This window comes from Streptomyces sp. NPDC007929 (assembly GCF_042959065.1).
Taxonomy (GTDB): Bacteria; Actinomycetota; Actinomycetes; order Streptomycetales; family Streptomycetaceae; genus Streptomyces.
This window is the reverse complement of record NZ_JBIBKD010000008.1, coordinates 138689-161943: the sequence shown is the minus strand read 5'-3', so window position 1 is coordinate 161943 and position 23255 is coordinate 138689. Positions and strand designations below refer to the sequence as shown.

Sequence of the window (23255 nt, the reverse complement as noted above, 5' to 3'; positions counted from 1 at the left end):
AAAGCGATTGGCCTATTGACTTCGAAACTTGAAGGCATAGTCTCGGCAACGTTCCTTTTACCTTCAGGTACCTTCAGGTGGCACCTCGAAGGGCTGACCCCCTCCGGCGGCGTTGCCGGTGGCCCGAGGAGTACACGTGACCAGCACAGCGCAGGCACCCAAGTCAGGAGCCAGGACGGCTCACCCCGATCATCTCGGGCACGTCATCTTCATCGCGGCGGCGGCCGCGATGGGCGGATTCCTCTTCGGCTACGACAGCTCCGTGATCAACGGCGCCGTCGAAGCCATCCGCGACCGCTACGACGTAGGCTCCGCGGCCCTGGCCCAGGTCATCGCCATCGCCCTGATCGGCTGCGCCGTCGGCGCGGCCACCGCCGGCCGGATAGCCGACCGCATCGGCCGTATCCGGTGCATGCAGATCGCCGCGGTGCTCTTCACGGTCAGCGCCGTCGGCTCGGCGCTGCCGTTCGCCCTGTGGGACCTCGCCTTCTGGCGCGTCGTCGGCGGCTTCGCCATCGGCATGGCCTCCGTGATCGGCCCGGCCTACATCGCCGAGGTCGCCCCGCCCGCCTACCGCGGCCGGCTCGGCTCCTTCCAGCAGGCGGCGATCGTCATCGGCATCGCCGTGTCGCAGCTGGTCAACTGGGGCCTGCTGAACGCCGCCGACGGTGACCAGCGCGGCAAGCTGATGGGCCTGGAGGCCTGGCAGGTCATGCTCGGCGTCATGGTCGTCCCGGCCGTCCTCTACGGGCTGCTCTCCTTCGCCATCCCCGAGTCCCCGCGCTTCCTCATCTCCGTGGGCAAGCACGAGCGCGCCCGGGAGATCCTCGCCGAGGTCGAGGGCAAGAACGTCGACCTGAACGCCCGTGTCGCCGAGATCGAGGGCGCCATGAAGAGCGAGCACAAGTCCAGCTTCAAGGACCTGCTCGGTGGCAGCTTCTTCTTCAAGCCGATCGTCTGGGTCGGCATTGGCCTGTCGGTCTTCCAGCAGTTCGTCGGCATCAACGTCGCGTTCTACTACTCCTCGACGCTGTGGCAGTCGGTCGGCGTCGACCCGGCGGACTCGTTCTTCTACTCCTTCACCACGTCGATCATCAACATCGTCGGCACCGTCATCGCCATGATCTTCGTCGACCGGGTGGGCCGCAGGCCGCTGGCCATCATCGGCTCGGTGGGCATGGTCGTCGGCCTGGCCCTGGAGGCCTGGGCGTTCTCGCACCCCCTCGTCGACGGCAGGCTGCCCGCCGCGCAGGGCTGGATCGCCCTGATCGCCGCGCACGTCTTCGTCCTCTTCTTCGCCCTGTCGTGGGGTGTGGTCGTCTGGGTCATGCTCGGCGAGATGTTCCCCAACCGGATCCGTGCCGCCGCGCTGGGCGTGGCCGCCGCCGCGCAGTGGATCGCCAACTGGGCCATCACCGCGAGCTTCCCGTCGCTGGCCGACTGGAACCTCTCCGTGACGTACGTGATCTACACCGCGTTCGCCGCGCTCTCGATCCCGTTCGTCCTGAAGTTCGTCAAGGAGACGAAGGGCAAGGCCCTGGAGGAGATGGGCTAGACCCGTCCCGAGACTCGGGGAGAAGGGCCAAAGTCCCCGCTGCCCCTCTCCCCGTAACCCGCCGCCGCCCCGGTTCGGCCACTGCCCGAGCCGGGGCGGCGGTCTGTCGTCTCAGCGCCACCTCGCGCAGGAACTCCGCGACGTCCCCGGCCTCGATCTCCAGGTCGGTGTCGGCAGGAACCGGGCGCCCCGTACGCGCACCGGCTCCGACCCCCACACCGTCCGGCGCCAGGACTCGAAGCCGGCACATCCATGCCCGTCAGCCGTCAGCCGTCCGTCAGCCCTCCAGTCGTGGCAGCACCTGCTCGCAGAACAGTCGCAGGCTTCGCCACCCCTCCTCCACCGGCATTCCGCCCGCCAGTGGATGCAGGACGTAGGAGTCGAGGCCGAGTTCCACGCACTCGTCCGGGGTGAGGATCCGGTACACGCCCTCCGTGCGCAGGTCATCGAGCGTCGTCGCCGCCGACTTCACCGCCGAGCGCACCGCGCCCGACTGCCAGGAGGCGTACGTCCGCGCCTCGTGCAGGAAGTGCCGCCCGTACCGCGCCCAGGCCCGGTCCGGGTCCTCGGCCACGTGCAGCAGGGGCGTCTCGGCGGCGGGCATCATCACCCAGCCCTCGGTGCCGTACTCGACCAGCAGCTCCTTGTAGTACGCCTCCAGCTCCGGCAGGTGCGCGCTGGGGAAGAACGGCAGGCCGAGCCGGGCGGCGCGGCGGGCGGCGGCCCGGGAGGAGCCGCCGACCAGGAGCAGGGGGTGCGGATCGGTGAGAGGACGTGGGGTGATGCGGACGGTGCGGCCGCGGTAGGGGAACGGCTCGCCGGTCCACGCCTTCAGCAGGGTCTCCAGCAGCTCGTCCTGGAGCGCGCCGCGCCGGGCGAAGTCCACGCCGAAGAGGTCGTACTCCTCGGGCCGGTACCCGATCCCGGCGACCGTCACCAGCCGGCCGTGGCTCAGCAGGTCCAGCACGGCGATCTCCTCCGCCAGCCGCAGCGGGTCGTGCAGTGGGCCGATGATCGCCGAGACGGTGACCGCGATCCGCCGGGTGGCGCCGAAGACGGCCGCCGCGAAGGCGAAGGGCGAGGGCAGCCAGTTGTTCTCCGCCCCGTGGTGCTCCTCCGTCTGCACGGTGCTCACGCCCCGGTCGTCGGCGTACGCGGCCATCTCCAGGGCCGCCCGGTAGCGGGCGGCGAGCTCGGCGGGGGGCGCCCCGGGGGCGACGAGGTTGAAGCGTGCGACCGTGACGGGCATGGGGGCGTCTCCCTCCACCGGCGGGTGTCCGGGGGACGTTAGCTGACGATGCGTCAGACATCCAGGGGTGTGGAGATCCGGCGGCGCCCGGCCCTCCGGCGCGGTGCGAGCAGGGTGACCCGGGGCCCCATGGCCGATACTGGACGCGTTATGGACATCGTCATCCTTGCTGTAGTCATCGCCGTGGTCGTGCTCGGCGCGCTCGGCGGGCTCATCGTCGGCAGCCGGCGCAAGAAGCAGCTGCCCCCGCCCCCGCCCGCCGCGCCCGACATCACCGCCCCACCGGCCGAGCCGCACGTCGGCGACGAGGCCGAGACGCCGCGGGAGGAACCGCGGCGCACGATAGAGGAGGTGGATCTCCCGGACGGCTCGGCTCCGGTCGTAGTCGAGGAGCCGCCCGCCGAAGCGCCCGAGATCGAGATCCCGGAACCCACCGCCGGCCGCCTGGTCCGGCTGCGGACCCGGCTCTCCCGCTCGCAGAACGCCCTCGGCAAGGGCCTGCTCACCCTGCTGTCGCGCGAGCACCTCGACGACGACACCTGGGAGGAGATCGAGGACACGCTGCTCACCGCCGACGTCGGTGTGCAGCCCACCCAGGAGCTGGTCGAGCGGCTGCGTGCGCGTGTGAAGGTGCTCGGCACCCGCACCCCCGACGAACTGCGCACCCTGCTGCGTGAGGAACTGATCACGCTGGTCGGCCGGGACATGGACCGCACGGTCAAGACCGAGCCGGAGGACCGCAAGCCGGGCATCGTGATGGTCGTCGGCGTCAACGGCACCGGCAAGACCACCACCACCGGCAAGCTCGCCCGGGTCCTGGTGGCCGACGGTCAGAGCGTCGTCCTCGGTGCCGCCGACACCTTCCGTGCCGCCGCCGCCGACCAGCTCCAGACCTGGGGCGAGCGTGTCGGCGCCCACACCGTGCGCGGTCCGGAGGCCGGCGACCCGGCGTCCGTGGCCTTCGACGCGGTCAAGGAGGGCAAGGAGATGGGCGCGAACGTCGTGCTCATCGACACCGCCGGCCGTCTGCACACCAAGACCGGCCTCATGGACGAGCTCGGCAAGGTCAAGCGGGTCGTGGAGAAGCACGCCCCCGTCGACGAGGTGCTCCTCGTCCTGGACGCCACCACCGGCCAGAACGGCCTGGTCCAGGCCCGGGTCTTCTCCGAGGTCGTCGACATCACCGGCATCGTGCTGACCAAGCTCGACGGCACGGCCAAGGGCGGCATCGTGGTCGCGGTCCAGCGCGAGCTGGGCGTCCCGGTCAAGCTCATCGGGCTCGGTGAGGGCGCGGACGACCTGGCGCCGTTCGAGCCGGAGGCGTTCGTTGACGCCCTTATCGGAGAGTGAGCTCGGCACCCACCGAGACCCACGTACGGAAGTCGTATCTGTTCGGCGAAGCGCCCGCCCCCGGAATCAGCCGGGGCCGGGCGCTTCGCCGTGCGCGTCGCCGCGGTGATCAGGCCCGCGACCGGTGGGCCACGTACGCCAGCGTGCCCAGCACCAGACGGGCCTCCGGCGGGCGGGACGCCGAGTCCAGGGCGGGGGAGCGGAGCCAGCGCACCGGGCCGAGACCGCCCCGGTCGGAGGGCGGCGCCGTGATGTGCGCGCCCGGGCCGAGGCCGCGCAGGTCGAGGGAGTCCGGATCGTCCCAGCCCATGCGGTACAGCAGGCCGGGCAGGTCGGCGGCGGCGCCGGGGGCGACGAAGAAGTGGGCGCGGCCGTCCGGGGTCGCCGCGACCGGGCCGACGGGCAGGCCCATGCGCTCCAGCCGGGCGAGCGCGCGGCAGCCGGCGGGCTCGGCCACCTCGATGACGTCGAACGCCCGGCCGACCGGAAGCATCACCGAGGCGCCGGGGAACTCACCCCACGCCCGCGTCACGTCGTCCAGCGTGGCCCCGGCCGCGAGGACCGGCGCGAAGTCCAGCGGGTGCGCGCCCGGCGCCGGGCAGTCGCCATGGCCGCAGGAACAGGCACCCGCCGAAGCGCGGGCGCCCGGCACCACGTCCCAGCCCCACAGTCCGGTGTACTCGGCCACCGCCGTGCCGTCCGACGTACGGCCGCGGCGGCGTGAGCCGGTCCGGATGTCGCGCATGCCCCGGCTGATGCCGATCGTGAAGCCCATGCCCCCTCCAACGGGTCCGACGCAGCGCTGGTTACGCTGCGGACGCGATGCGTGACTCTCCGTTTCCGCCTTCCCGGCGACGGTCGGTTCATTCAGCGCCCGGATGTGCCCAGGGTGGCGTGCCCGACGACGCGCGCCCCCGAATGCATCGCTGCACCCGCTCCTGGTCGTGCTGTGTCAAGTGAATCGTGCGTAGCCGTACGTGAGTTCATTCGAAGGGGTGGCGAATGGTGGCGTTTCCGTGTGAGCCGTGGCTGGACGGGTGATCGTAGGATTACTTTGTGTGCACGAGCCCTGGGAGCACATGCGCTCGTGGGTATGCCGGAGGCAAGTCGTCATTCCGTTCGAAGGGTGACAAGGGCCGGACGGACGGCCGTACGAGGCGGCATGCTGATAGGGCTTGGCGCACTCGGCGACAAGTGGTCTCAGGGATGGGGGCGTTCCAGTGAGCGGCAACGGCGGAAGCGGAACGAACGCTGCGGGCGCGACGCACGCTGACAAGCGCCCGAACGAGCTGCTCACCTCCTGGTTCGTGCGCAGCGGCTGGTCCAAGGGCGAGCTGGCCCGCCAGGTCAACCGCAGGGCACGCCAGTTGGGCGCCAACCACATCTCCACGGACACCTCGCGGGTGCGCCGCTGGCTCGACGGTGAGAACCCCCGCGAGCCGATCCCCAGGATCCTGTCCGAGCTGTTCTCGGAGCGCTTCGGGGTCGTCGTCTCCGTCGAGGACCTGGGGCTGCGCACCGCACGCCAGTCACCCTCCGCCACCGGCGTCGACCTGCCCTGGACGGGCCCGCAGACCGTGGCCCTGCTCAGCGAGTTCTCGCGCAGCGACCTGATGCTGGCGCGGCGCGGCTTCCTCGGGAGCTCGCTGGTGCTGTCCGCGGGCCCGGCCCTCATCGAGCCCATGCAGCGCTGGCTCGTCCCCTCGCCCGCGGCCCCGAGGTCCGAGCCCGAGCCCGCGGGCGGCTCCGGGCGCGCCCGCGGCCGCCTCTCCAAGCCGGAGCTGGACCTCCTGGAGTCCACGACGGTGATGTTCCGGCAGTGGGACGCCCAGTGCGGTGGAGGTCTGCGCCGCAAGGCCGTCGTCGGACAGCTGCACGAGGTGACCGACCTCCTCCAGGAGCCCCAGCCGGAGTCCACCACCCGCCGCCTGTTCAAGGTCGCCGCCGAACTCGCCGAGCTGGCCGGCTGGATGTCGTACGACATCGGGCTCCAGCCGACCGCGCAGAAGTACTTCGTCCTCGCGCTGCACGCCGCCAAGGAGGCGGGTGACCGGCCCCTGGGCTCGTACGTGCTGTCCAGCATGAGCCGCCAGATGATCCACCTCGGCCGGCCCGATGACGCGCTGGAGCTGATCCACCTCGCGCAGTACGGCAGCCGGGACTGCGCGAGTCCGCGCACCCAGTCGATGCTGTATGCGATGGAGGCCCGCGCCTACGCCAACATGGGGCAGCCCGGCAAGTGCAAGCGGGCGGTCCGGATGGCCGAGGACACCTTCGCCGAGGCCGACGAGTGGGACGAGCCGGACCCCGACTGGATCCGCTTCTTCTCCGAGGCCGAGCTGTACGGCGAGAACTCCCACTCCTACCGCGACCTGGCCTATGTCGCCGGGCGCAGCCCCACCTACGCCTCGCTGGCCGAACCCCTGATGAACAGGGCGGTCGAGCTCTTCGCCGAGGACGACGAGCACCAGCGCTCGTACGCGCTGAACCTCATCGGCATGGCCACCGTCCACCTCCTCCAGCGCGAGCCCGAGCGGAGCACGGTCTTCGCCACCGAGGCCATGCAGGTCGCCAAGAAGGTCCGCTCCGAGCGCGTCAACACCCGCATCCGCAAGACGGTCGACACCGCCGCCCGCGACTTCGGAGACCTGGGCGAGGTCGTCGACCTCACCGAGCGGCTCTCCGCCGAGCTGCCCGAGACCGCCGAGGCGGTCTGACACACCGCACCACCCCAGAACCCCGGCCGCGGCCGGCCTTCCCGAACTGCCCGACTCGGCTCCCCCATGCCAGGTCATCGGAAGGCCGACCGCGGCCGGTCTGTGTTCCCCCGGCTGTCCGAAAGCCGAAGGTTGCGCCACGATAACGATCAGAGCGCCCGCGATCCGGCAGTTCATCGACGCGTAACACAGCAGGCGCCTTCGTCACGGTCGCGAAACAACGAGGGGCTTCGACCGAAACCGCGCTGCGCCAATCTCGTGGCGCATAACCGGCCCGCCCCTCAATCCGCTTCGAGGCTTCGCCCGCACGGGGCCGTACACATGACGAGGAGACGCCGATGGCACCAGCCATCACCCTTGCCGCAGAGGCTCCCAAGCTCTCTGCCGCGAACACAGGGTTCATGCTCATCTGTTCCGCCCTGGTGATGCTCATGACCCCGGGTCTGGCCTTCTTCTACGGAGGCATGGTCCGGGTCAAGAGCACCCTGAACATGCTGATGATGAGCTTCATCAGCCTGGGGATCGTCACCATCCTGTGGGTGCTGTACGGCTTCTCCATGGCGTTCGGCACCGACTCCGGCAGCCTCATCGGCTGGAACTCCGACTGGGTCGGCCTCGGCAACATCGGCCTGACGGAACTGTGGCCGGGCTACACCATCCCGGTCTTCGTGTTCCTGGTCTTCCAGCTGATGTTCGCGATCATCACGCCCGCCCTGATCAGCGGCGCCCTCGCGGACCGCGTGAAGTTCAGCGCCTGGGCGCTGTTCATCGCCCTGTGGGCCACGGTCGTCTACTTCCCGGTCGCGCACTGGGTCTGGGGCGCCGGCGGCTGGGCCTTCGAGCTCGGCGTCATCGACTTCGCCGGTGGTACGGCGGTGCACATCAACGCCGGTGCCGCAGCGCTCGGCGTGATCCTCGTCATCGGCAAGCGCGTCGGCTTCAAGAGGGACCCGATGCGCCCGCACAGCCTGCCGCTGGTCATGCTCGGCGCCGGTCTGCTGTGGTTCGGCTGGTTCGGATTCAACGCCGGCTCCTGGCTCGGCAACGATGACGGCGTCGGCGCGCTGATGTTCGTCAACACGCAGGTCGCCACCGGCGCCGCCATGCTGGCCTGGCTCATCTACGAGAAGATCCGCCACGGCGCCTTCACCACGCTCGGTGCCGCCTCCGGCGCCGTCGCGGGCCTGGTCGCCATCACCCCGGCCGGCGGCGCGGTCTCCCCGCTCGGCGCGATCGCGGTCGGCGCCATCGCCGGTGTGCTGTGCGCCATGGCCGTCGGCCTGAAGTACAAGTTCGGCTACGACGACTCCCTCGACGTCGTCGGCGTCCACCTGGTCGGCGGTATCGCGGGCTCCCTGCTGATCGGCCTCTTCGCCAGCGGCAAGGGCCAGTCCACCGTCGAGGGCCTCTTCTACGGCGGCGGCCTGACCCAGTTCTGGAAGCAGTGCGCCGGTGTCTTCGCGGTGCTGGCCTACTCCCTGGTCGTCTCCGCGATCCTCGCCTTCATCCTCGACAAGACCCTGGGCATGCGGGTCCCCGAGGACGACGAGATCGCCGGCATCGACCAGGCCGAGCACGCCGAGACCGCATACGACTTCAGCGGCGCCGGTGGCGGTGCCGCCAAGACCGCCGCCACGGCCCCGGTCGCCGCGGGCGCGAGCAAGAAGGTGGACGCATGAAGCTCATCACGGCCGTCGTGAAGCCGCACCGGCTCGACGAGATCAAGGAGGCCCTGCAGGCCTTCGGAGTACACGGCCTGACGGTCACCGAGGCCAGCGGCTACGGTCGGCAGCGGGGCCACACCGAGGTCTACCGGGGCGCCGAGTACACCGTCGACCTGGTCCCCAAGATCCGCATCGAGGTCCTGGTCGAGGACGACGACGCCGAGCAGCTGATCGACGTCGTGGTCAAGGCGGCCCGCACCGGCAAGATCGGTGATGGCAAGGTCTGGTCGATCCCGGTCGAGACGGCCGTACGGGTCAGGACCGGCGAGCGCGGCCCCGACGCGCTCTGAGGCCGGACTACTCGGGCAGACGAACGGAACAGGAGCCACTGGGTGACGGGTACGGACGTGCAGAAGGAAGCAGAGGACTCGGGACCCAGCGGCTACGCGGCGGCCCGGCTGCGTCTCCTCACCGAGGAGACGCGGTCCGGGCCGCCGCGCCGTGCGGCCCTGGCCGACCTCACGGACCAGTGGCTCACCGGCCTGTTCGCCGCGGGCGCCGAAGGGCTGCGCGGCGCCTCCCTGGTCGCCGTCGGCGGCTACGGACGGGGCGAGCTGTCCCCGCGCAGCGACCTCGACCTGCTCCTGCTGCACGACGGCGGCGACCCCAAGGCCGTCGCGACCCTCGCCGACCGGCTCTGGTACCCCGTCTGGGACCTCGGCCTGGACCTCGACCACTCCGTGCGCACACCGGCCGAGGCCCGCAAGACCGCCGGCGAGGACCTCAAGGTGCAGCTCGGCCTGCTGGACGCCCGGCACATCGCCGGCGACCTCGGCCTCACCGCGTCGCTGCGCACGGCCGTCCTGGCCGACTGGCGCAACCAGGCGCCCAAGCGCCTCCCCGAACTCCAGGAACTGTGCGCCGAACGCGCCGAGCGCCAGGGCGAGTTGCAGTACCTGCTGGAACCCGATCTGAAGGAGGCCCGCGGCGGGCTGCGGGACGCCACCGCGCTGCGCGCCGTCGCCGCCTCCTGGCTCGCCGACGCCCCGCGCGAGGGCCTCGCCGACGCCCGGCGCCGCCTCCTCGACGTCCGGGACGCCCTGCACCTGGCCACCGGGCGTGCCACCGACCGCCTCGCCCTCCAGGAACAGGACCAGGTGGCCGCCGAGCTCGGCCTGCTCGACGCGGACACCCTGCTGCGGCAGGTCTACGAGGCCGCGCGGCTCGTCTCCTACGCCAGTGACGTCACCTGGCGCGAAGTGGGACGCGTCCTGCGCTCGCGCGCCGTGCGGCCCCGGCTGCGCGCCATGCTGGGCGGCGGCAAACCCGCCGGTGAGCGTTCCCCGCTGGCCGAGGGCGTGGTGGAGCAGGACGGCGAGGTGGTGCTCGCCCGTGCCGCGCGCCCCGAGCGCGACCCCGTGCTGCCACTGCGTGCCGCGGCCGCCGCCGCACAGGCCGGACTCCCGCTCTCCCTGCACGCCGTGCGGCGCCTCGCGGCCACCGTGCGCCCGGTGCCCACGCCCTGGCCCGCCGAGGCCCGCGAACAGCTCGTCACCCTGCTCGGCTCGGGACGCCCCACCATCGAGGTGTGGGAGGCGCTGGAGGCCGAGGGGCTGATCACCCGGCTGCTGCCCGACTGGGAGCGCGTCCGCTGCCGCCCGCAGCGCAACGCCGTGCACCTGTGGACCGTCGACCGGCACCTGATCGAGACCGCGGTGCGCGCCTCCGAGTTCACCCGCCGGGTCAGCCGCCCCGACCTGCTGCTGGTCGCCGCGCTGCTGCACGACATCGGCAAGGGCTGGCCCGGCGACCACTCCGTGGCCGGCGAGATCATCGCCAAGGACGTCGCCGCCCGGATCGGCTTCGACCGCCACGACGTGACCGTCGTCGCCACCCTCGTACGGCACCACCTGCTGCTCATCGACACCGCCACCCGGCGCGACCTGGAGGACCCGGCCACCGTGCGCTCCGTCGCCGAGGCCGTCGGCTCCCAGGGCACCCTGGAGCTGCTGCACGCGCTCACCGAGGCCGACGCGCTCGCCACCGGCCCGGCCGCCTGGTCGTCCTGGCGCGGCTCGCTCGTCGCCGACCTGGTCAAACGCGTCTCGGCGGTGCTCGCGGGCGACACCCCGGACGAACCCGAGGAGGCCGCGCCCACCGCCGAGCAGGAGCGGCTCGCCCTGGAGGCGGCCGCGACGGGCAGCCCGGTGCTCTCCCTGCGGGCCCAGACCGAGCCACCCGCCGGTCAAGAGCCGTCCGGCGCCCCCGAGCCGCTGGGCGTGGAGCTGCTCATCGCCGTACCCGACCAGCCCGGGGTGCTGCCCGCGGTGGCCGGGGTCCTCGCCATGCACCGGCTGACCGTCCGCACCGCCGAGCTGCGCTCCCTGCACCTCCCGGACGGTGTCGACGGCTCCGTCCTGCTGCTGGACTGGCGGGTCGCCGCCGAGTACGGCTCGCTGCCGCAGGCCGCCCGGCTGCGCTCGGACCTGGTCCGGGCCCTGGACGGCTCCCTGGACATCGCCGGCCGCCTCGCCGAGCGGGACGCGGCCTATCCGCGCCGCCGGGGCGTCGTCGCCCCCGCGGCCCGGGTGTCCGTCCACCCGGCCGCCTCCCGGCTGGCCACGGTCATCGAGGTCCGCTCCCAGGACGCCCCCGGCCTGCTGTTCCGCATCGGCCGCGCCCTGGAGGACGCGAGCGTGCGGGTGCGCAGCGCGCATGTCTCGACCCTCGGCGCCAACGCCGTCGACGCCTTCTACGTGACCGGCCCGGAGGGCGCGCCGCTGCCCGGGGACGAGGCGGCGTCGGTGGCACGGAAGCTGGAGGAGACACTGCGTGGGTGAGGCCGACCCGGCGACTTGTCACGCCGGGATACCCTGTAGGGCGATTCCCTGTAGCCACCGACCCTGAGGACCGCGAGCGCCGTGTTCGATACTCTTTCCGATCGCCTCTCAGCGACCTTCAAGAACCTGCGCGGCAAGGGACGGCTCTCCGAGGCGGACATCGACGCCACGGCGCGCGAGATCCGGATCGCGCTCCTTGAAGCGGACGTGGCCCTTCCTGTCGTCCGGACGTTCATCAAGAACGTCAAGGAGCGCGCCCTCGGTGCCGAGGTCAGCAAGGCGCTGAACCCCGCCCAGCAGGTCCTCAAGATCGTCAACGACGAGCTCGTCACCATCCTCGGCGGCGAGACCCGGCGGCTGCGCTTCGCCAAGCAGCCGCCCACCGTGATCATGCTGGCGGGTCTGCAGGGTGCCGGTAAGACCACCCTCGCGGGCAAGCTCGGCCGCTGGCTCAAGGAGCAAGGCCACTCCCCGCTGCTGGTCGCCTGTGACCTCCAGCGCCCCAACGCCGTGAACCAGCTGAGCGTCGTCGCCGACCGCGCGGGCGTCAGCGTCTACGCGCCGGAGCCGGGCAACGGCGTCGGTGACCCGGTCAAGGTCGCCAAGGACTCCATCGAGCACGCCAAGTCCAAGGTCCACGACATCGTGATCGTGGACACCGCCGGCCGCCTCGGCATCGACCAGGAGATGATGCAGCAGGCCGCGGACATCCGCGACGCCGTCTCCCCGGACGAGATCCTGTTCGTCGTCGACGCGATGATCGGCCAGGACGCCGTCAACACCGCCGAGTCCTTCCGCGACGGCGTCGGCTTCGACGGCGTGGTGCTCTCCAAGCTCGACGGTGACGCCCGCGGTGGTGCCGCCCTGTCGATCCGGCAGATCACCGGCAAGCCGATCATGTTCGCCTCCAACGGCGAGAAGCTCGACGACTTCGACGCCTTCCACCCTGACCGGATGGCCTCCCGCATCCTCGACATGGGTGACCTCCTCACCCTGATCGAGCAGGCGGAGAAGACGTTCAGCCAGGAAGAGGCCGAGAAGATGGCCTCCAAGCTGGCGTCCAAGAAGGGCCAGGACTTCACCCTGGACGACTTCCTGGCCCAGATGGAGCAGGTCCGCAAGATGGGCTCCATCTCCAAGCTGCTCGGCATGCTCCCGGGCATGGGCCAGATGAAGGACCAGATCAACAACCTCGACGAGCGGGACGTCGACCGCACGGCCGCCATCATCAAGTCGATGACCCCGGCCGAGCGCCAGGAGCCGACGATCATCAACGGCTCGCGCCGCGCCCGTATCGCCCGGGGTTCCGGCGTCGAGGTCAGCGCGGTCAAGAACCTGGTCGAGCGGTTCTTCGAGGCCCGCAAGATGATGTCCCGCATGGCCCAGGGCGGCGGCATGCCCGGGATGCCCGGCATGCCGGGCATGGGCGGCGGCCCCGGCCGCAGCAAGAAGCAGCCGAAGAAGGCCAAGGGCAAGCAGCGCTCCGGCAACCCGATGAAGCGCAAGCAGCAGGAGCAGGAGGAGGCCGCCCGCCGGGCCGCCGCGGCCGAGGGCGGCGGCGCCTTCGGTCTGCCCCAGCAGGGCGGCAAGGACTTCGAACTCCCCGACGAGTTCAAGAAGTTCATGGGCTGACGCCCGACCGAGCCGCACCGAGGGCGCCCCCTGCCGAGACAGGGGGCGCCCTCAGTGGTGTGCGGGCGGCCGGTGGTCTCAGGGCGTCCGGGCGATCAGGTACCGGAACACGTTCGGCATCCACACCGTCCCGTCCTGCCGCTGGTGCGGATGCAGGGCCTCGGTCAGCTCCTTGTCCACCTGCACCTGGTCCGTCGCCGCCATCGCCGCGTCGAACAGCCCCGTCGATTTCAGGCCGCGTACCGCGCTGTCCACGTCGGCGTACCCGAAGGGACACGCCACCCGCCCCGACCCGTCCGGCTTGAGACCGGCCCGCTCGGCGACGTCCTCCAGGTCGTCGCGGCGCGCCGGACGCCAGCTGCCCGTATGGCGCAGCGGCTCCGCCAGTTTCGTGGCCACCCGCATCACGGACGCCGTGGCGCACCGCTCCGGAGGACCCCAGCCGGCCAGCACCACGGCCCCACCGCGCTGGGCGAGCGGGGCCGCCTCCGCGAGCAGTCCGCCCAGCCCCTCCGAGTCGCCCGCCAGGCACCCGATCGGCTCGAAGGCGGTCACCAGGGTGTACCCCGCGGTGCCCGGCGCCGCGGTGTCCCGGGGCGAGCCGTCGACCAGCCGGATCTCCGGCCGCGCACGCGTGCCCGGCGGCTCGGGCAGCAGCCGCTCCCGCGCCAGGGACATTCTTTCGGGGGAGACGTCGACACCGGTGACCGCCGCTCCCCGGGCGGCGGCCATCAGCAGGGAGAGCCCGGAACCGCAGCCGAGGCCGAGCAGCCGCGTGGCGGGACCCACTTCCAGTCGCTCGTAGACGGCCTCGTAGAGCGGCACGAGCATCCGCTCCTGGATCTCGGACCAGTCACGCGCGCGTGCACGCAGGTCCACACGGGGTTCGGCCCCCGCGTGAGGCAGGTGCTGCCGCACGAGCACAGGTGTCATAAGTAAGCGCCCCAATCCGCCGAGAGTTGCCTCTTGCCCGATTACATGGCCCCCGTGACAGTGCGCTCGCACTACCCCCGTATGCCAGGAAACTCCCCCCTCGACCTGTCGTCCAGTGGAATGCGGCAGGGCTTGTGAGATGTCATGTGCCTATGGCGAGATTTCACATCCCGGCAACGCGGGCGCCGCGAGTCCGCGTCGGGACGGGGTGGTGCCGGGCGCCGGGGACGGGCCGGTGCCGGGCGCCGAGGAGCCACCCGGTAACGTCGCGGGCGTCGCAGGCGCTGACTGGGATGAGGGCACCGCGCTCGGCGCCTGCCGCACGAGGCGCGAGGCGGCCGAAACGCCCCTTGCGCGTCAGCCTCCTTCCGCCGGACCAGCGCGCGGACACGGCCCCCGCACCGCCCGGGAGGGTGCCCCGGGGAGCCCCGTTGGGGTGGTGACGGGAGACGGACGGGCGTACGCGGGACTACGCACCACCTTGTGGTGAGCTGTGAGGCTTATCCACAGATCTGCGCACCCGCCCTCCTCGGGACGCATCAGAGGCAACTGACGGGTACGTGCAAATTATTTGGGATGCCCCGGAATCGGAACACTGGGGCACCCCGGCTCGTTGTCATTACGTGAGCACGACACAGACACCACCTGTACTCGCCGCAGAGCTGGCACAGGCGTGGGCCGATATTCAGCGGTACCACCCCGAGTTGCCCGACCTTGCCGCGCCAGAGTCCCTGATCGGGGAGTCGTCGTCCGCGTGCGGTCACGAGCTCTCCTTCGAGCGACTGCTCCATGAGGCAGTCCATGGCATCGCCGCCTCGCGCGGCGTCCGCGACACCTCCCGTGCCGGCCGCTACCACAACCGCAGATTCCTCGCGATCGCCGAGGAGCTGGGCCTGGACCACCCCGAGGAACCGCATCCCAGCAGCGGCTTCTCGCTGGTCACGCTCACCCCCGAGGCGAAGCGGCGCTACCGCCCGACGATGGAGCGTCTCCAGCGCGCCCTGAAGGCCCACACCGCCGCGACCTCCTCCGACACCTCCCGCACGTTCCGGGGACCGGCCGCCCGGCACGGCTCCTCCGGTGGTGGCGTACGCGTCAAGGCCGTCTGCGACTGCGGCCGCAACGTCCGCGTCGTCCCGTCGGTGCTGGCCCAGGCCCCCATCGTCTGCGGCGGCTGCGGCAAGCCGTTCCGGATCCCGGACGTGGTGGGAGCGGTCGCGAGCTGAAGCCTCGCACCGGCAACTCGTGGCTGCCGGTCCATGGCGCAGGGCTCGGGCCGTGACGCGCACCCGACGTACCCCACTCACGCCGGGTGCGCTCTCGGCATGCCCGCACCGTGGCCAGGGGCCCGGGCCCTGAGCGGCCCGCGGGGTGTGGCACAATGGCTAGCTGTACTCGACAGTCGCACAGGAACCCTCTCGCCTCCGGCTGACGCGTCCATCGGGCACTCGGGTACCGCAAATCCCCACGCGGCATTTCCGCCGTGCCCAACCACGTCAAAACCAGGAGAACCCACTCCCGTGGCAGTCAAGATCAAGCTGAAGCGTCTGGGCAAGATCCGTTCGCCTCACTACCGCATCGTCGTCGCCGACTCCCGTACCCGCCGTGACGGCCGGGCCATCGAGGAGATCGGCAAGTACCACCCGACGTACAACCCGTCGGTGATCGAGGTCGACGCCGAGCGCGTGGCGTACTGGCTCGGTGTCGGCGCCCAGCCGACCGAGCCCGTGATGGCCATCCTCAAGAAGACCGGCGACTGGCAGAAGTTCAAGGGCGAGCCCGCCCCGGCTCCGCTGCTGACGCAGCCCGAGAAGGCGGCGCGTCCGTCCTTCGAGGCCATCGGCGGCGACGACGAGGGCAAGGGTGAGGCGATCACCCAGAAGAAGAAGGCCGAGAAGAAGGACGAGGCCGCCGAGTCCGCTTCGACCGAGGCCTGAGCATGCTCGAGGAGGCTCTCGAGCACCTCGTGAAGGGCATCGTCGACAACCCTGACGATGTGCAGGTCGCCTCGCGCAACCTGCGCCGCGGCCGCGTGCTCGAGGTCCGGGTCCACCCGGACGACCTCGGCAAGGTGATCGGCCGCAACGGCCGCACCGCACGCGCCCTGCGCACCGTCGTGGGCGCCATCGGCGGTCGAGGCGTCCGCGTCGACCTCGTCGACGTGGACCACGTCCGCTGACGCTATTCGCGTAACCGGCTCGGGCCGGGGAAGGCCTGAGGGCCGTCCCCGGCCCGCAGTCGTATGACAGGAGATCGCACACGTGCAGCTGGTAGTCGCACGGATCGGCCGTGCCCATGGCATCAAGGGTGAGGTCACCGTCGAGGTACGGACCGACGAGCCGGAGCTGAGGCTGGGCCCCGGCGCCGTACTCACCACCGATCCCGCATCCGCGGGACCCCTCACCATCGAGACGGGCCGCGTCCACAGCGGCCGCCTCCTGCTGCGCTTCGAGGGCGTCAGCGACCGCACCGGCGCCGAGGCCCTGCGCAACACCCTCCTGATCGCCGAGATCGACCCGGAGGAACGGCCCGAGGACGAGGACGAGTACTACGACCACCAGCTCATGGACCTCGACGTGGTCACCGCGGACGGCACCGAGGTCGGCCGGATCACGGAGATCTCCCACCTGCCCTCGCAGGACCTCTTCATCGTGGAGCGCCCCGACGGCAGCGAGGTGATGATCCCCTTCGTCGAGGAGATCGTCACCGAGATCGACCTCGAGGAGCAGAAGGCCGTCATCAACCCGCCGCCGGGCCTGATCGACGACCGCGCCGAGATCGCCTCCAGCCGGGAAGAGTCCTGATGCGCCTCGACGTCGTCACGATCTTCCCCGAGTACCTGGAACCGCTGAACGTCTCCCTCGTCGGCAAGGCACGCGCGCGCGGACAGCTGAACGTGCACGTCCACGACCTGCGTTCCTGGACCTACGACCGGCACAACACCGTCGACGACACCCCCTACGGCGGTGGCCCCGGCATGGTCATGAAGACCGAGCCCTGGGGGGACGCCCTGGACTCCGTCCTCGCCGACGGCTACGAAACGGGCTCCAGGGCGCCCGCCCTGATCGTGCCCACCCCCAGCGGCCGCCCCTTCACCCAGGAACTCGCCGTCCAGCTCTCCGAGCGACCCTGGCTGATCTTCACCCCGGCCCGCTACGAGGGCATCGACCGCCGTGTCGTCGACGAGTACGCGACCCGGATGCCGGTCTACGAGGTGTCCATCGGCGACTATGTGCTGGCCGGCGGCGAGGCGGCCGTCCTGGTCGTCACGGAGGCCGTGGCGCGGCTGCTGCCCGGCGTCCTGGGCAACGCCGAGTCCCACCGCGACGACTCCTTCGCGCCCGGCGCCATGGCGAGCCTGCTGGAAGGGCCCGTCTACACCAAGCCGCCCGAGTGGCGCGGCCGGGACATCCCCGAGGTGCTGCTCAGCGGCCACCACGGCAAGATCGCCCGCTGGCGCCGCGACGAGGCCCTGAAGCGCACGACCGCCCACCGGCCCGACCTGATCGAGCGGTGCGACCCCAAGGCCTTCGACAAGAAGGACCGCGAGATGCTCTCCATCCTCGGCTGGGCACCCGACCCGGCGGGGGAGCCGTACGGCCGATTTTGGCGCAGGACCGACGGCGTGGAAGAATAGCCAGCTGTTGTGCGTCCGTCCGGCGTGCGCCCCTGCCACAGGGGGAGACGACGTCCGCCCCGACCCGCACACACCCACTCCTGAAACACCTAGTTTCCGTTGATGACCTGTGGCATCAGCGAGGAAAGCAGACGAAATGTCTCACCTGCTCGACACCGTCGACTCCGCGTCGCTGCGCAGCGACGTCCCCGCCTTCCGTCCGGGCGACACCGTCAACGTCCACGTCCGCGTCATCGAGGGCAACCGCTCCCGTGTGCAGCAGTTCAAGGGCGTTGTGATCCGTCGCCAGGGCTCCGGCGTGCGCGAGACCTTCACGGTCCGCAAGGTCTCCTTCTCCGTCGGCGTCGAGCGCACCTTCCCGGTGCACACCCCGATCGTCGAGAAGATCGAGCTCGTCACCAAGGGTGACGTCCGCCGCGCCAAGCTGTACTACCTGCGCGAGCTGCGCGGCAAGGCCGCGAAGATCAAGGAGAAGCGCGAGAACTGAGCGCTCTCCGGGGTTCACATCGGGGCCGGATAACATCTGGCTCCGATGGACACCGAAGCACAGCCGACGGAGCGCGACCGCTCCTCCCGCCCTTCCGGCTCCGAGGGAACGACCCCGGAACCCGCAGGGCCGGAGGACCGGTCGCGTTTCGCGTTGGTTTCACGCCTCAGCGCCCACGTCCCGGGCGGCCGGATCACTCTCACCCTGCTGCTCTGCCTGGTGTTCCTGCTCACGGTCAGCACATTCGTGGTGCGCCCGTTCCAGATCCCCAGCGGATCCATGGAGCAGGCATTGAGGATCGGGGACCGGGTTCTCGTAAATAAGTTGGCGTACCGTTTCGGTGCCGCGCCGCAGCGGGGAGACATCGTCGTGTTCGACGGGACCGGGTACTTCGGGCACGCGGACTACATCAAACGCGTTGTCGGCGTGGGGGGAGACCACGTGGTCTGCTGCGACAGGGAGGGGAGAATCCAGGTGAACGGCCGTCCGGTCGACGAATCGGGCTTCCTGTACCCCGGCGACAGTCCGTCCGCTGTGCCCTTCGACGTCGTCGTGCCCCGCGGCACCCTCTTCGTCCTCGGCGACCACCGCAGCGACTCCAGCGACTCCCGCGACCACCTCGGCTCACCGGGCGGCGGCATGATCCCCGTCGATGACGTGATCGGCCGCGCCGACTGGATCATCTGGCCGTTCGGTCACGCCACCGGGCTGGACCGTCCCGGCGGCTACGCGCGCGTGCCCGCCGCCGGAAAGGCGGGCGCCCATGGGTAACCGAGGCAAACCGCGCGGCGTCCCCGCGGGGCCCACCGAGAACCTGCTGCCCACCGGCGTCCGGCGCGCCTCCGGTCCGTCCGGCGGCGGCCGTACGCGTGCCGAGCGCCGCAAGCTCCAGCGCAGGGTCAAGCGGCGCCGCAGGCGCAGTGCCGTCAAGGAGATACCGCTCCTCGTGGGCGTCGCCGTCCTGATAGCGCTGGTGCTGAAGACGTTCCTCGTCCAGGCCTTCGTCATCCCGTCCGGCTCCATGGAGCAGACGATCCAGATCGGCGACCGCGTCCTGGTCGACAAGCTCACCCCGTGGTTCGGCTCCGAGCCGAAGCGCGGGGACGTCGTCGTGTTCAAGGACCCCGGCGGCTGGCTCCAGGACGAGCAGACCACCCCCAAGAAGGACGACCCCGTCGTCATCAAACAGGTCAAGGAAGGGCTCACCTTCATCGGCCTGCTGCCGTCCGACAACGAGAAGGACCTCATCAAGCGGGTCGTCGGCGTCGGCGGCGACCGCGTCAAGTGCTGCGACACACAGGGCCGCGTGACCGTCAACGGCGTCCCGCTGGTCGAGGACTACCTGTATCCCGGCGCCGCGCCGTCCGACACCCCGTTCGACATCACCGTCCCCCAGGGCCGGCTGTGGGTGATGGGCGACCACCGCAACAACTCCGCCGACTCCCGCGTGCACCAGAACACCGACTACGGCGGCACGGTCTCCGAGGACGAGGTGGTCGGCCGGGCCATGGTCATCGCCTGGCCCCTGGGCCACTGGACCACGCTGGAAGAGCCGAACACCTACGCCTCCGTGTCCGACTCGGGCGCCGGGTCGACCGCCGCTCCCCGCCTGTCGCATAGGGTTGCTCCTGACGATCCGAACGGAACGATCCACCTCCCGAGCCCTGCGGAACTCCCGCTCGTTATGGGAGTGGTGGGCCTGCGCCGTGTGTGGGGCAGGCAGCGGCACAGAGTGAGGAGTTGGCGTGGGGGATGTGGCGGTCGGCGCACGGTCCGGACACGACGGCGAGGAGCATCGCGGACGCCCCGCGGAATCCGCCGTCCCGGCCGCGGACAGCGCCGCGACCTCCGGGAATGACTCCGGAGCAGCCGAGGACGACAGGATGACGGGCGAGCACACGACAGCCGGGGACCAGGGGCCGGGCGGCACGGCCCGGACACCGAAGAAGCCACGCTCCTTCTGGAAGGAGCTGCCGATCCTGATCGGTATCGCGCTGGTGCTGGCGCTGCTGATCAAGACCTTCCTGGTGCAGGCCTTCTCCATCCCCTCCGACTCGATGCAGAACACCCTGCAGCAGGGTGACCGCGTCCTGGTCGACAAGCTCACCCCCTGGTTCGGCTCCGAGCCCGAGCGCGGCGAGGTCGTCGTCTTCCACGACCCCGGCAACTGGCTCAGGGGCGAGCCCACGCCCGACCCCAACGCGCTGCAGACGTTCCTCAGCTGGATCGGCCTGATGCCGTCGGTGGAGGAGAAGGACCTGATCAAGCGCGTGATCGGAGTCGGCGGGGACACCGTCGAGTGCGAGGGCACCGGTCCGCTGAAGGTCAACGGCAAGGCGCTGAACGAGCCGTACGTCTTCCCCGGCAACACCCCCTGCTCGAACGACGACCAGGGCGGCCAGTTCAAGGTCAAGGTGCCGCAGGGCTACATCTGGGTCATGGGCGACCACCGGCAGAACTCTCGCGACTCGCGCTACAACCAGGGCGAGAAGTACCACGGCATGGTCCCGGTCAAGGAAGTCGTCGGACGCGCCATCGTGAAGGCCTGGCCGATCGACCGCTGGGGCACGCTGCCCGTGCCCGACACTTTCGACCAGGACGGGCTGAACCCCTGAGTTTCCCGCCTTGTTGACCAAGGCGTGACAGATCGCCCCTGTTCGAAAAAGAGTCTTGCCGCACCAGGGGTGCCCCCCTATTCTCTGATCTTGTCCAAGCGGTGAAGATCATATGAACATGGGGGGATCATGAAGAAGATGAGGCTGGCAGGGACGCTGGTCGGTGCGGTCGCACTCGTGGGACTGGCCGGCTCACCGGCTCTCGCGGGTACGGATGTGACGGTCTACGGGCCGAGCTTCAAGGCAAGCTGTTCGAATGCCTCCGCGGGCCACTTCGCGTCCTACGGTGAGGTCTTCACCGTGTACGACAAGTGCGCGGACGGCTGGGCCGCGGTCGTGAAGGTGGACGTGGCGCCCTACAAGTCCAACGGCGGCTACGACTTCCTCATCTGGAACCCCAACTCCGCCGACGGCTCCCCGGTGACCGTCAACAAGAGCTACGGCGAGGGCGTCGGCGTCTGCATGCAGGCCGGCTCGGGCGAGTACTCCAGCGGCCAGACCGGCTCGAACTCCTGGGGTTACTGGAGCTGCGGCGCGGCCTGACGGCCCGAGCGGACCGAGGTGGGCGCTGATGGCCTGTCGGCCCTGACATGCCCCCGGTTCGATGGTTCTGACGCGGGGCCCGGGGAGCGGGCGTGATCTTTGCGCAGCTCCCGGGCCTCGCTCTGTTCAAGCGATGAGATCCAGTGGGAGCGTGGGGGCGTCATGAAGCATGTGCGGTGGGCAGGAACGGTGGCGGGTGCGGTCGCGTTGGTCGGGCTCGCGAGCTCGCCGGCCCTGGCGGGTACGGATGTGACGGTCTACGGGCCGGCTTTCCAGGCGGGGTGCGCGAACGCCTCCGCCGCCCACTTCGCCTCCTACGGCGAGGTGTTCACCGTGTACGACAAGTGCGCGGACGGCTGGGCCGCGGTCGTGAAGGTGGATGTCGCGCCCTACAAGTCCAACGGCGGCTACGACTTCGCGATCTGGAACCCCAACTCGGCCGACGGCTCCCCGGTGACCGTCAACAAGTCCTACGCCGAGGGCACCGGCGTCTGCATGCAGGCCGGTGCGGGCGAGTACCGCAGCGGGGAGTGGGGCTACTTCGGCTACTGGAGCTGCGGCGCCGCCTGATCTCCACCTGCGGCGCGTATCCGTGAGCGCGATGGCTCCCCGGGATCTTCGGTCCCGGGGAGCCATCGCGTTTTCGGGTTCCCCGGGCGGACTGCCGTTCGTCGAAACCGACGGGTAGGGTGCGGCTCCATGGGTGGTGAGAGCGCGATGCGCACAGCCCCGCACGGCGGCGGGAGCACAGGAGCGGCACCGGTCGGGAGCCGGCTCGGACAGCGGCTGTCGGGACTGATGGTGGGGCTGGGCCTCGTACTGTTCCTGGGCGGCTTCGCCTGGGGAGCGGTGGTCTACCGGCCGTACACCGTGCCCACCAGCTCCATGACCCCGACGATCGACGCGGGCGACCGGATCCTGGCGCAGCGCGTGGACGGCGGCGAGGTGCGCCGCGGTGACGTCGTCGTCTTCAAGGACACGACATGGGCCAACGCGCCGATGGTCAAGCGCGTGGTCGCCGTCGGCGGCGACACGGTCTCCTGCTGCAAGGACGGCAAGCTGAAGGTCAACGGCAAGGAGATCGACGAAACGTACCTGCCCCAGGGCACACCGGCCGAGATGAGCAACTTCCCGACCGTGACCGTCCCCAAGGGCCGGCTGTTCCTGCTCGGTGACGAGCGCGGCAACTCGGTGGACTCCACCGCCCACCTGACCGACGCCGCCAGCGGCACGGTGGCCCGCTCCGCCGTGGACGCCCGGGTCGACTCCGTCGTGTGGCCGATGAAGGGCATGCTGGAGCGCCCCACCGGCTTCGAGCCGCTCGGTGCCCTCTCCTCGCCCGGCCCGCTGCGGACGATCACCTTCCTGGTGATCGCCGGCGCGGTGCTCGTCCTGGGCGGAGGGGCCTACGGGCCCATTGCCAAGCGCACCGGCGCCGCCCGGGCCCGACGGGAGAACGCGGAAGCCGCGGAGACCACGAGTGTCCGCTGAGGCCGTGGGAGCGGGCCGGGACACCTATGTGGGCGGGCTGCGCAAGGTCGCCCGGGTCGTCCTGCTCGACCCGCGGGACCGCATCCTGCTGCTGCACGGGCACGAACCGGACGATCCGGCCGACGACTGGTGGTTCACCCCCGGCGGGGGCGTCGAGGGCGACGAGACCCGTGAACAGGCGGCCCTGCGGGAACTCGCCGAGGAGACGGGCATCACCGACGTAGAGCTCGGCCCGGTGCTGTGGCGACGCAGGTGCTCCTTCCCCTTCGCCGGCCGCCGCTGGGACCAGGACGAGTGGTACTACCTGGCCCGTACGGAACGCACGGCGGTGGCCGCCACGGGGCTGACCGAGCTGGAACGGCGCAGTGTCGCGGGAGCGCGCTGGTGGACGTGTCCGGAACTGAGCCGGGCACATGAGACGGTGTATCCGACCAGACTCGCCGGGCTGCTGCACACGCTGCTCGACGAAGGTCCCCCGGCCAGGCCAGTGATCCTTGACCCGGAAATCGTCTAGGGGCTCACGGGACTGGCGCACAATGGGG

Annotated in this window: 23 protein-coding genes; 20 read left to right on the top strand and 3 right to left on the bottom strand. The window is 70.8% G+C overall.

Annotated elements, in window-relative coordinates:
• Positions 1-136: 136 nt before the first annotated feature.
• Positions 137-1555, top strand: a complete 1419-nt coding sequence (locus ACFZDE_RS26815; protein ID WP_391003935.1) for a sugar porter family MFS transporter — start codon at positions 137-139, stop codon at positions 1553-1555.
• A gap of 277 nt (positions 1556-1832) precedes the next feature.
• Here the strand turns inward: ACFZDE_RS26815 and ACFZDE_RS26810 are convergent, their stop codons facing one another.
• Positions 1833-2804 (bottom strand): LLM class flavin-dependent oxidoreductase, encoded by a 972-nt coding sequence (locus ACFZDE_RS26810; protein ID WP_391003933.1) that lies wholly within the window; start codon positions 2802-2804, stop codon positions 1833-1835.
• Positions 2805-2954: 150 nt separating this feature from the next.
• On the opposite strand from ACFZDE_RS26810, the gene ftsY reads away from it, so the two are divergent.
• Positions 2955-4154, top strand: a complete 1200-nt coding sequence (gene ftsY, locus ACFZDE_RS26805) for a signal recognition particle-docking protein FtsY (protein WP_391203994.1) — start codon at positions 2955-2957, stop codon at positions 4152-4154.
• A 109-nt stretch (positions 4155-4263) separates the two neighbouring features.
• On the opposite strand, the gene ACFZDE_RS26800 is transcribed toward ftsY, so the two are convergent.
• Positions 4264-4929 (bottom strand): bifunctional DNA primase/polymerase, encoded by a 666-nt coding sequence (locus ACFZDE_RS26800; RefSeq protein WP_391203991.1) that lies wholly within the window; start codon positions 4927-4929, stop codon positions 4264-4266.
• Between the two features lie 445 nt (positions 4930-5374).
• Between ACFZDE_RS26800 and ACFZDE_RS26795 the strand changes: the two genes are divergently transcribed.
• The 5 genes from ACFZDE_RS26795 to ffh all read left to right on the top strand — a co-directional run bounded on the left by ACFZDE_RS26795 (position 5375) and on the right by ffh (position 13007).
• Positions 5375-6871, top strand: coding sequence for a hypothetical protein (locus ACFZDE_RS26795; RefSeq protein ID WP_391203988.1), 1497 nt, complete (start codon positions 5375-5377; stop codon positions 6869-6871).
• 338 nt (positions 6872-7209) lie between these two features.
• Complete coding sequence (locus ACFZDE_RS26790) at positions 7210-8550, top strand: ammonium transporter (protein WP_391203985.1); 1341 nt, start codon at positions 7210-7212, stop codon at positions 8548-8550.
• Entirely contained in the window at positions 8547-8885 is a 339-nt protein-coding gene (locus ACFZDE_RS26785) for a P-II family nitrogen regulator (RefSeq protein ID WP_030231663.1), read from the top strand. Before ACFZDE_RS26790 ends, ACFZDE_RS26785 begins: the two co-directional genes overlap by 4 nt.
• 42 nt (positions 8886-8927) lie before the next feature.
• Positions 8928-11375, top strand: a complete 2448-nt coding sequence (locus tag ACFZDE_RS26780) for a [protein-PII] uridylyltransferase (protein WP_391203982.1) — start codon at positions 8928-8930, stop codon at positions 11373-11375.
• Between the two features lie 81 nt (positions 11376-11456).
• On the top strand, positions 11457-13007 hold the full coding sequence (ffh, locus tag ACFZDE_RS26775) for a signal recognition particle protein (RefSeq protein ID WP_391003920.1): 1551 nt from the start codon (positions 11457-11459) through the stop codon (positions 13005-13007).
• Between the two features lie 78 nt (positions 13008-13085).
• Here ffh and ACFZDE_RS26770 read toward each other — a convergent pair whose 3' ends face one another.
• On the bottom strand, positions 13086-13940 hold the full coding sequence (locus ACFZDE_RS26770; RefSeq protein WP_391203979.1) for a methyltransferase domain-containing protein: 855 nt from the start codon (positions 13938-13940) through the stop codon (positions 13086-13088).
• A 623-nt stretch (positions 13941-14563) separates the two neighbouring features.
• Here ACFZDE_RS26770 and ACFZDE_RS26765 point away from each other — a divergent pair.
• From ACFZDE_RS26765 to ACFZDE_RS26705, 13 genes are all read left to right on the top strand, one after another.
• Positions 14564-15166, top strand: a complete 603-nt coding sequence (locus ACFZDE_RS26765; RefSeq protein WP_031107038.1) for a hypothetical protein — start codon at positions 14564-14566, stop codon at positions 15164-15166.
• A gap of 294 nt (positions 15167-15460) precedes the next feature.
• Positions 15461-15877, top strand: a complete 417-nt coding sequence (rpsP, locus tag ACFZDE_RS26760) for a 30S ribosomal protein S16 (RefSeq protein WP_030852064.1) — start codon at positions 15461-15463, stop codon at positions 15875-15877.
• A 2-nt stretch (positions 15878-15879) separates the two neighbouring features.
• Positions 15880-16119 (top strand): RNA-binding protein, encoded by a 240-nt coding sequence (locus tag ACFZDE_RS26755; RefSeq protein WP_003973401.1) that lies wholly within the window; start codon positions 15880-15882, stop codon positions 16117-16119.
• 82 nt (positions 16120-16201) lie between these two features.
• The gene (rimM, locus tag ACFZDE_RS26750; protein ID WP_391203976.1) at positions 16202-16744 is read left to right on the top strand and encodes a ribosome maturation factor RimM; all 543 of its coding nucleotides are present in this window, start codon (positions 16202-16204) and stop codon (positions 16742-16744) included.
• Positions 16744-17577, top strand: coding sequence for a tRNA (guanosine(37)-N1)-methyltransferase TrmD (trmD, locus tag ACFZDE_RS26745; RefSeq protein WP_391203974.1), 834 nt, complete (start codon positions 16744-16746; stop codon positions 17575-17577). Before rimM ends, trmD begins: the two co-directional genes overlap by 1 nt.
• 136 nt (positions 17578-17713) lie before the next feature.
• Positions 17714-18064: a 50S ribosomal protein L19 gene (rplS, locus tag ACFZDE_RS26740; RefSeq protein WP_030852073.1), complete on the top strand. Its 351-nt coding sequence runs from the start codon at positions 17714-17716 to the stop codon at positions 18062-18064.
• Positions 18065-18109: 45 nt separating this feature from the next.
• Positions 18110-18835, top strand: a complete 726-nt coding sequence (lepB, locus tag ACFZDE_RS26735) for a signal peptidase I (RefSeq protein WP_391203971.1) — start codon at positions 18110-18112, stop codon at positions 18833-18835.
• Positions 18828-19922, top strand: a complete 1095-nt coding sequence (gene lepB, locus ACFZDE_RS26730) for a signal peptidase I (protein WP_391003908.1) — start codon at positions 18828-18830, stop codon at positions 19920-19922. The genes lepB (ACFZDE_RS26735) and lepB (ACFZDE_RS26730) overlap by 8 nt, the downstream gene beginning before the upstream one ends.
• Positions 19810-20679, top strand: a complete 870-nt coding sequence (gene lepB / locus ACFZDE_RS26725) for a signal peptidase I (protein ID WP_391003906.1) — start codon at positions 19810-19812, stop codon at positions 20677-20679. The genes lepB (ACFZDE_RS26730) and lepB (ACFZDE_RS26725) overlap by 113 nt, the downstream gene beginning before the upstream one ends.
• 129 nt (positions 20680-20808) lie before the next feature.
• A complete protein-coding gene (locus ACFZDE_RS26720; RefSeq protein WP_391003904.1) occupies positions 20809-21222 on the top strand; it encodes a hypothetical protein in 414 nt (137 codons plus the stop codon).
• Positions 21223-21384: 162 nt separating this feature from the next.
• Positions 21385-21792, top strand: coding sequence for a hypothetical protein (locus tag ACFZDE_RS26715; RefSeq protein WP_391003902.1), 408 nt, complete (start codon positions 21385-21387; stop codon positions 21790-21792).
• 129 nt (positions 21793-21921) lie between these two features.
• Positions 21922-22713 (top strand): signal peptidase I, encoded by a 792-nt coding sequence (lepB, locus tag ACFZDE_RS26710; RefSeq protein ID WP_391203968.1) that lies wholly within the window; start codon positions 21922-21924, stop codon positions 22711-22713.
• Positions 22703-23227 carry an NUDIX domain-containing protein gene (locus ACFZDE_RS26705; protein ID WP_391203965.1) on the top strand — a complete coding sequence of 175 codons (525 nt, stop codon included), beginning with the start codon at positions 22703-22705 and terminating at the stop codon, positions 23225-23227. Before lepB (ACFZDE_RS26710) ends, ACFZDE_RS26705 begins: the two co-directional genes overlap by 11 nt.
• Positions 23228-23255 lie beyond the last annotated feature (28 nt).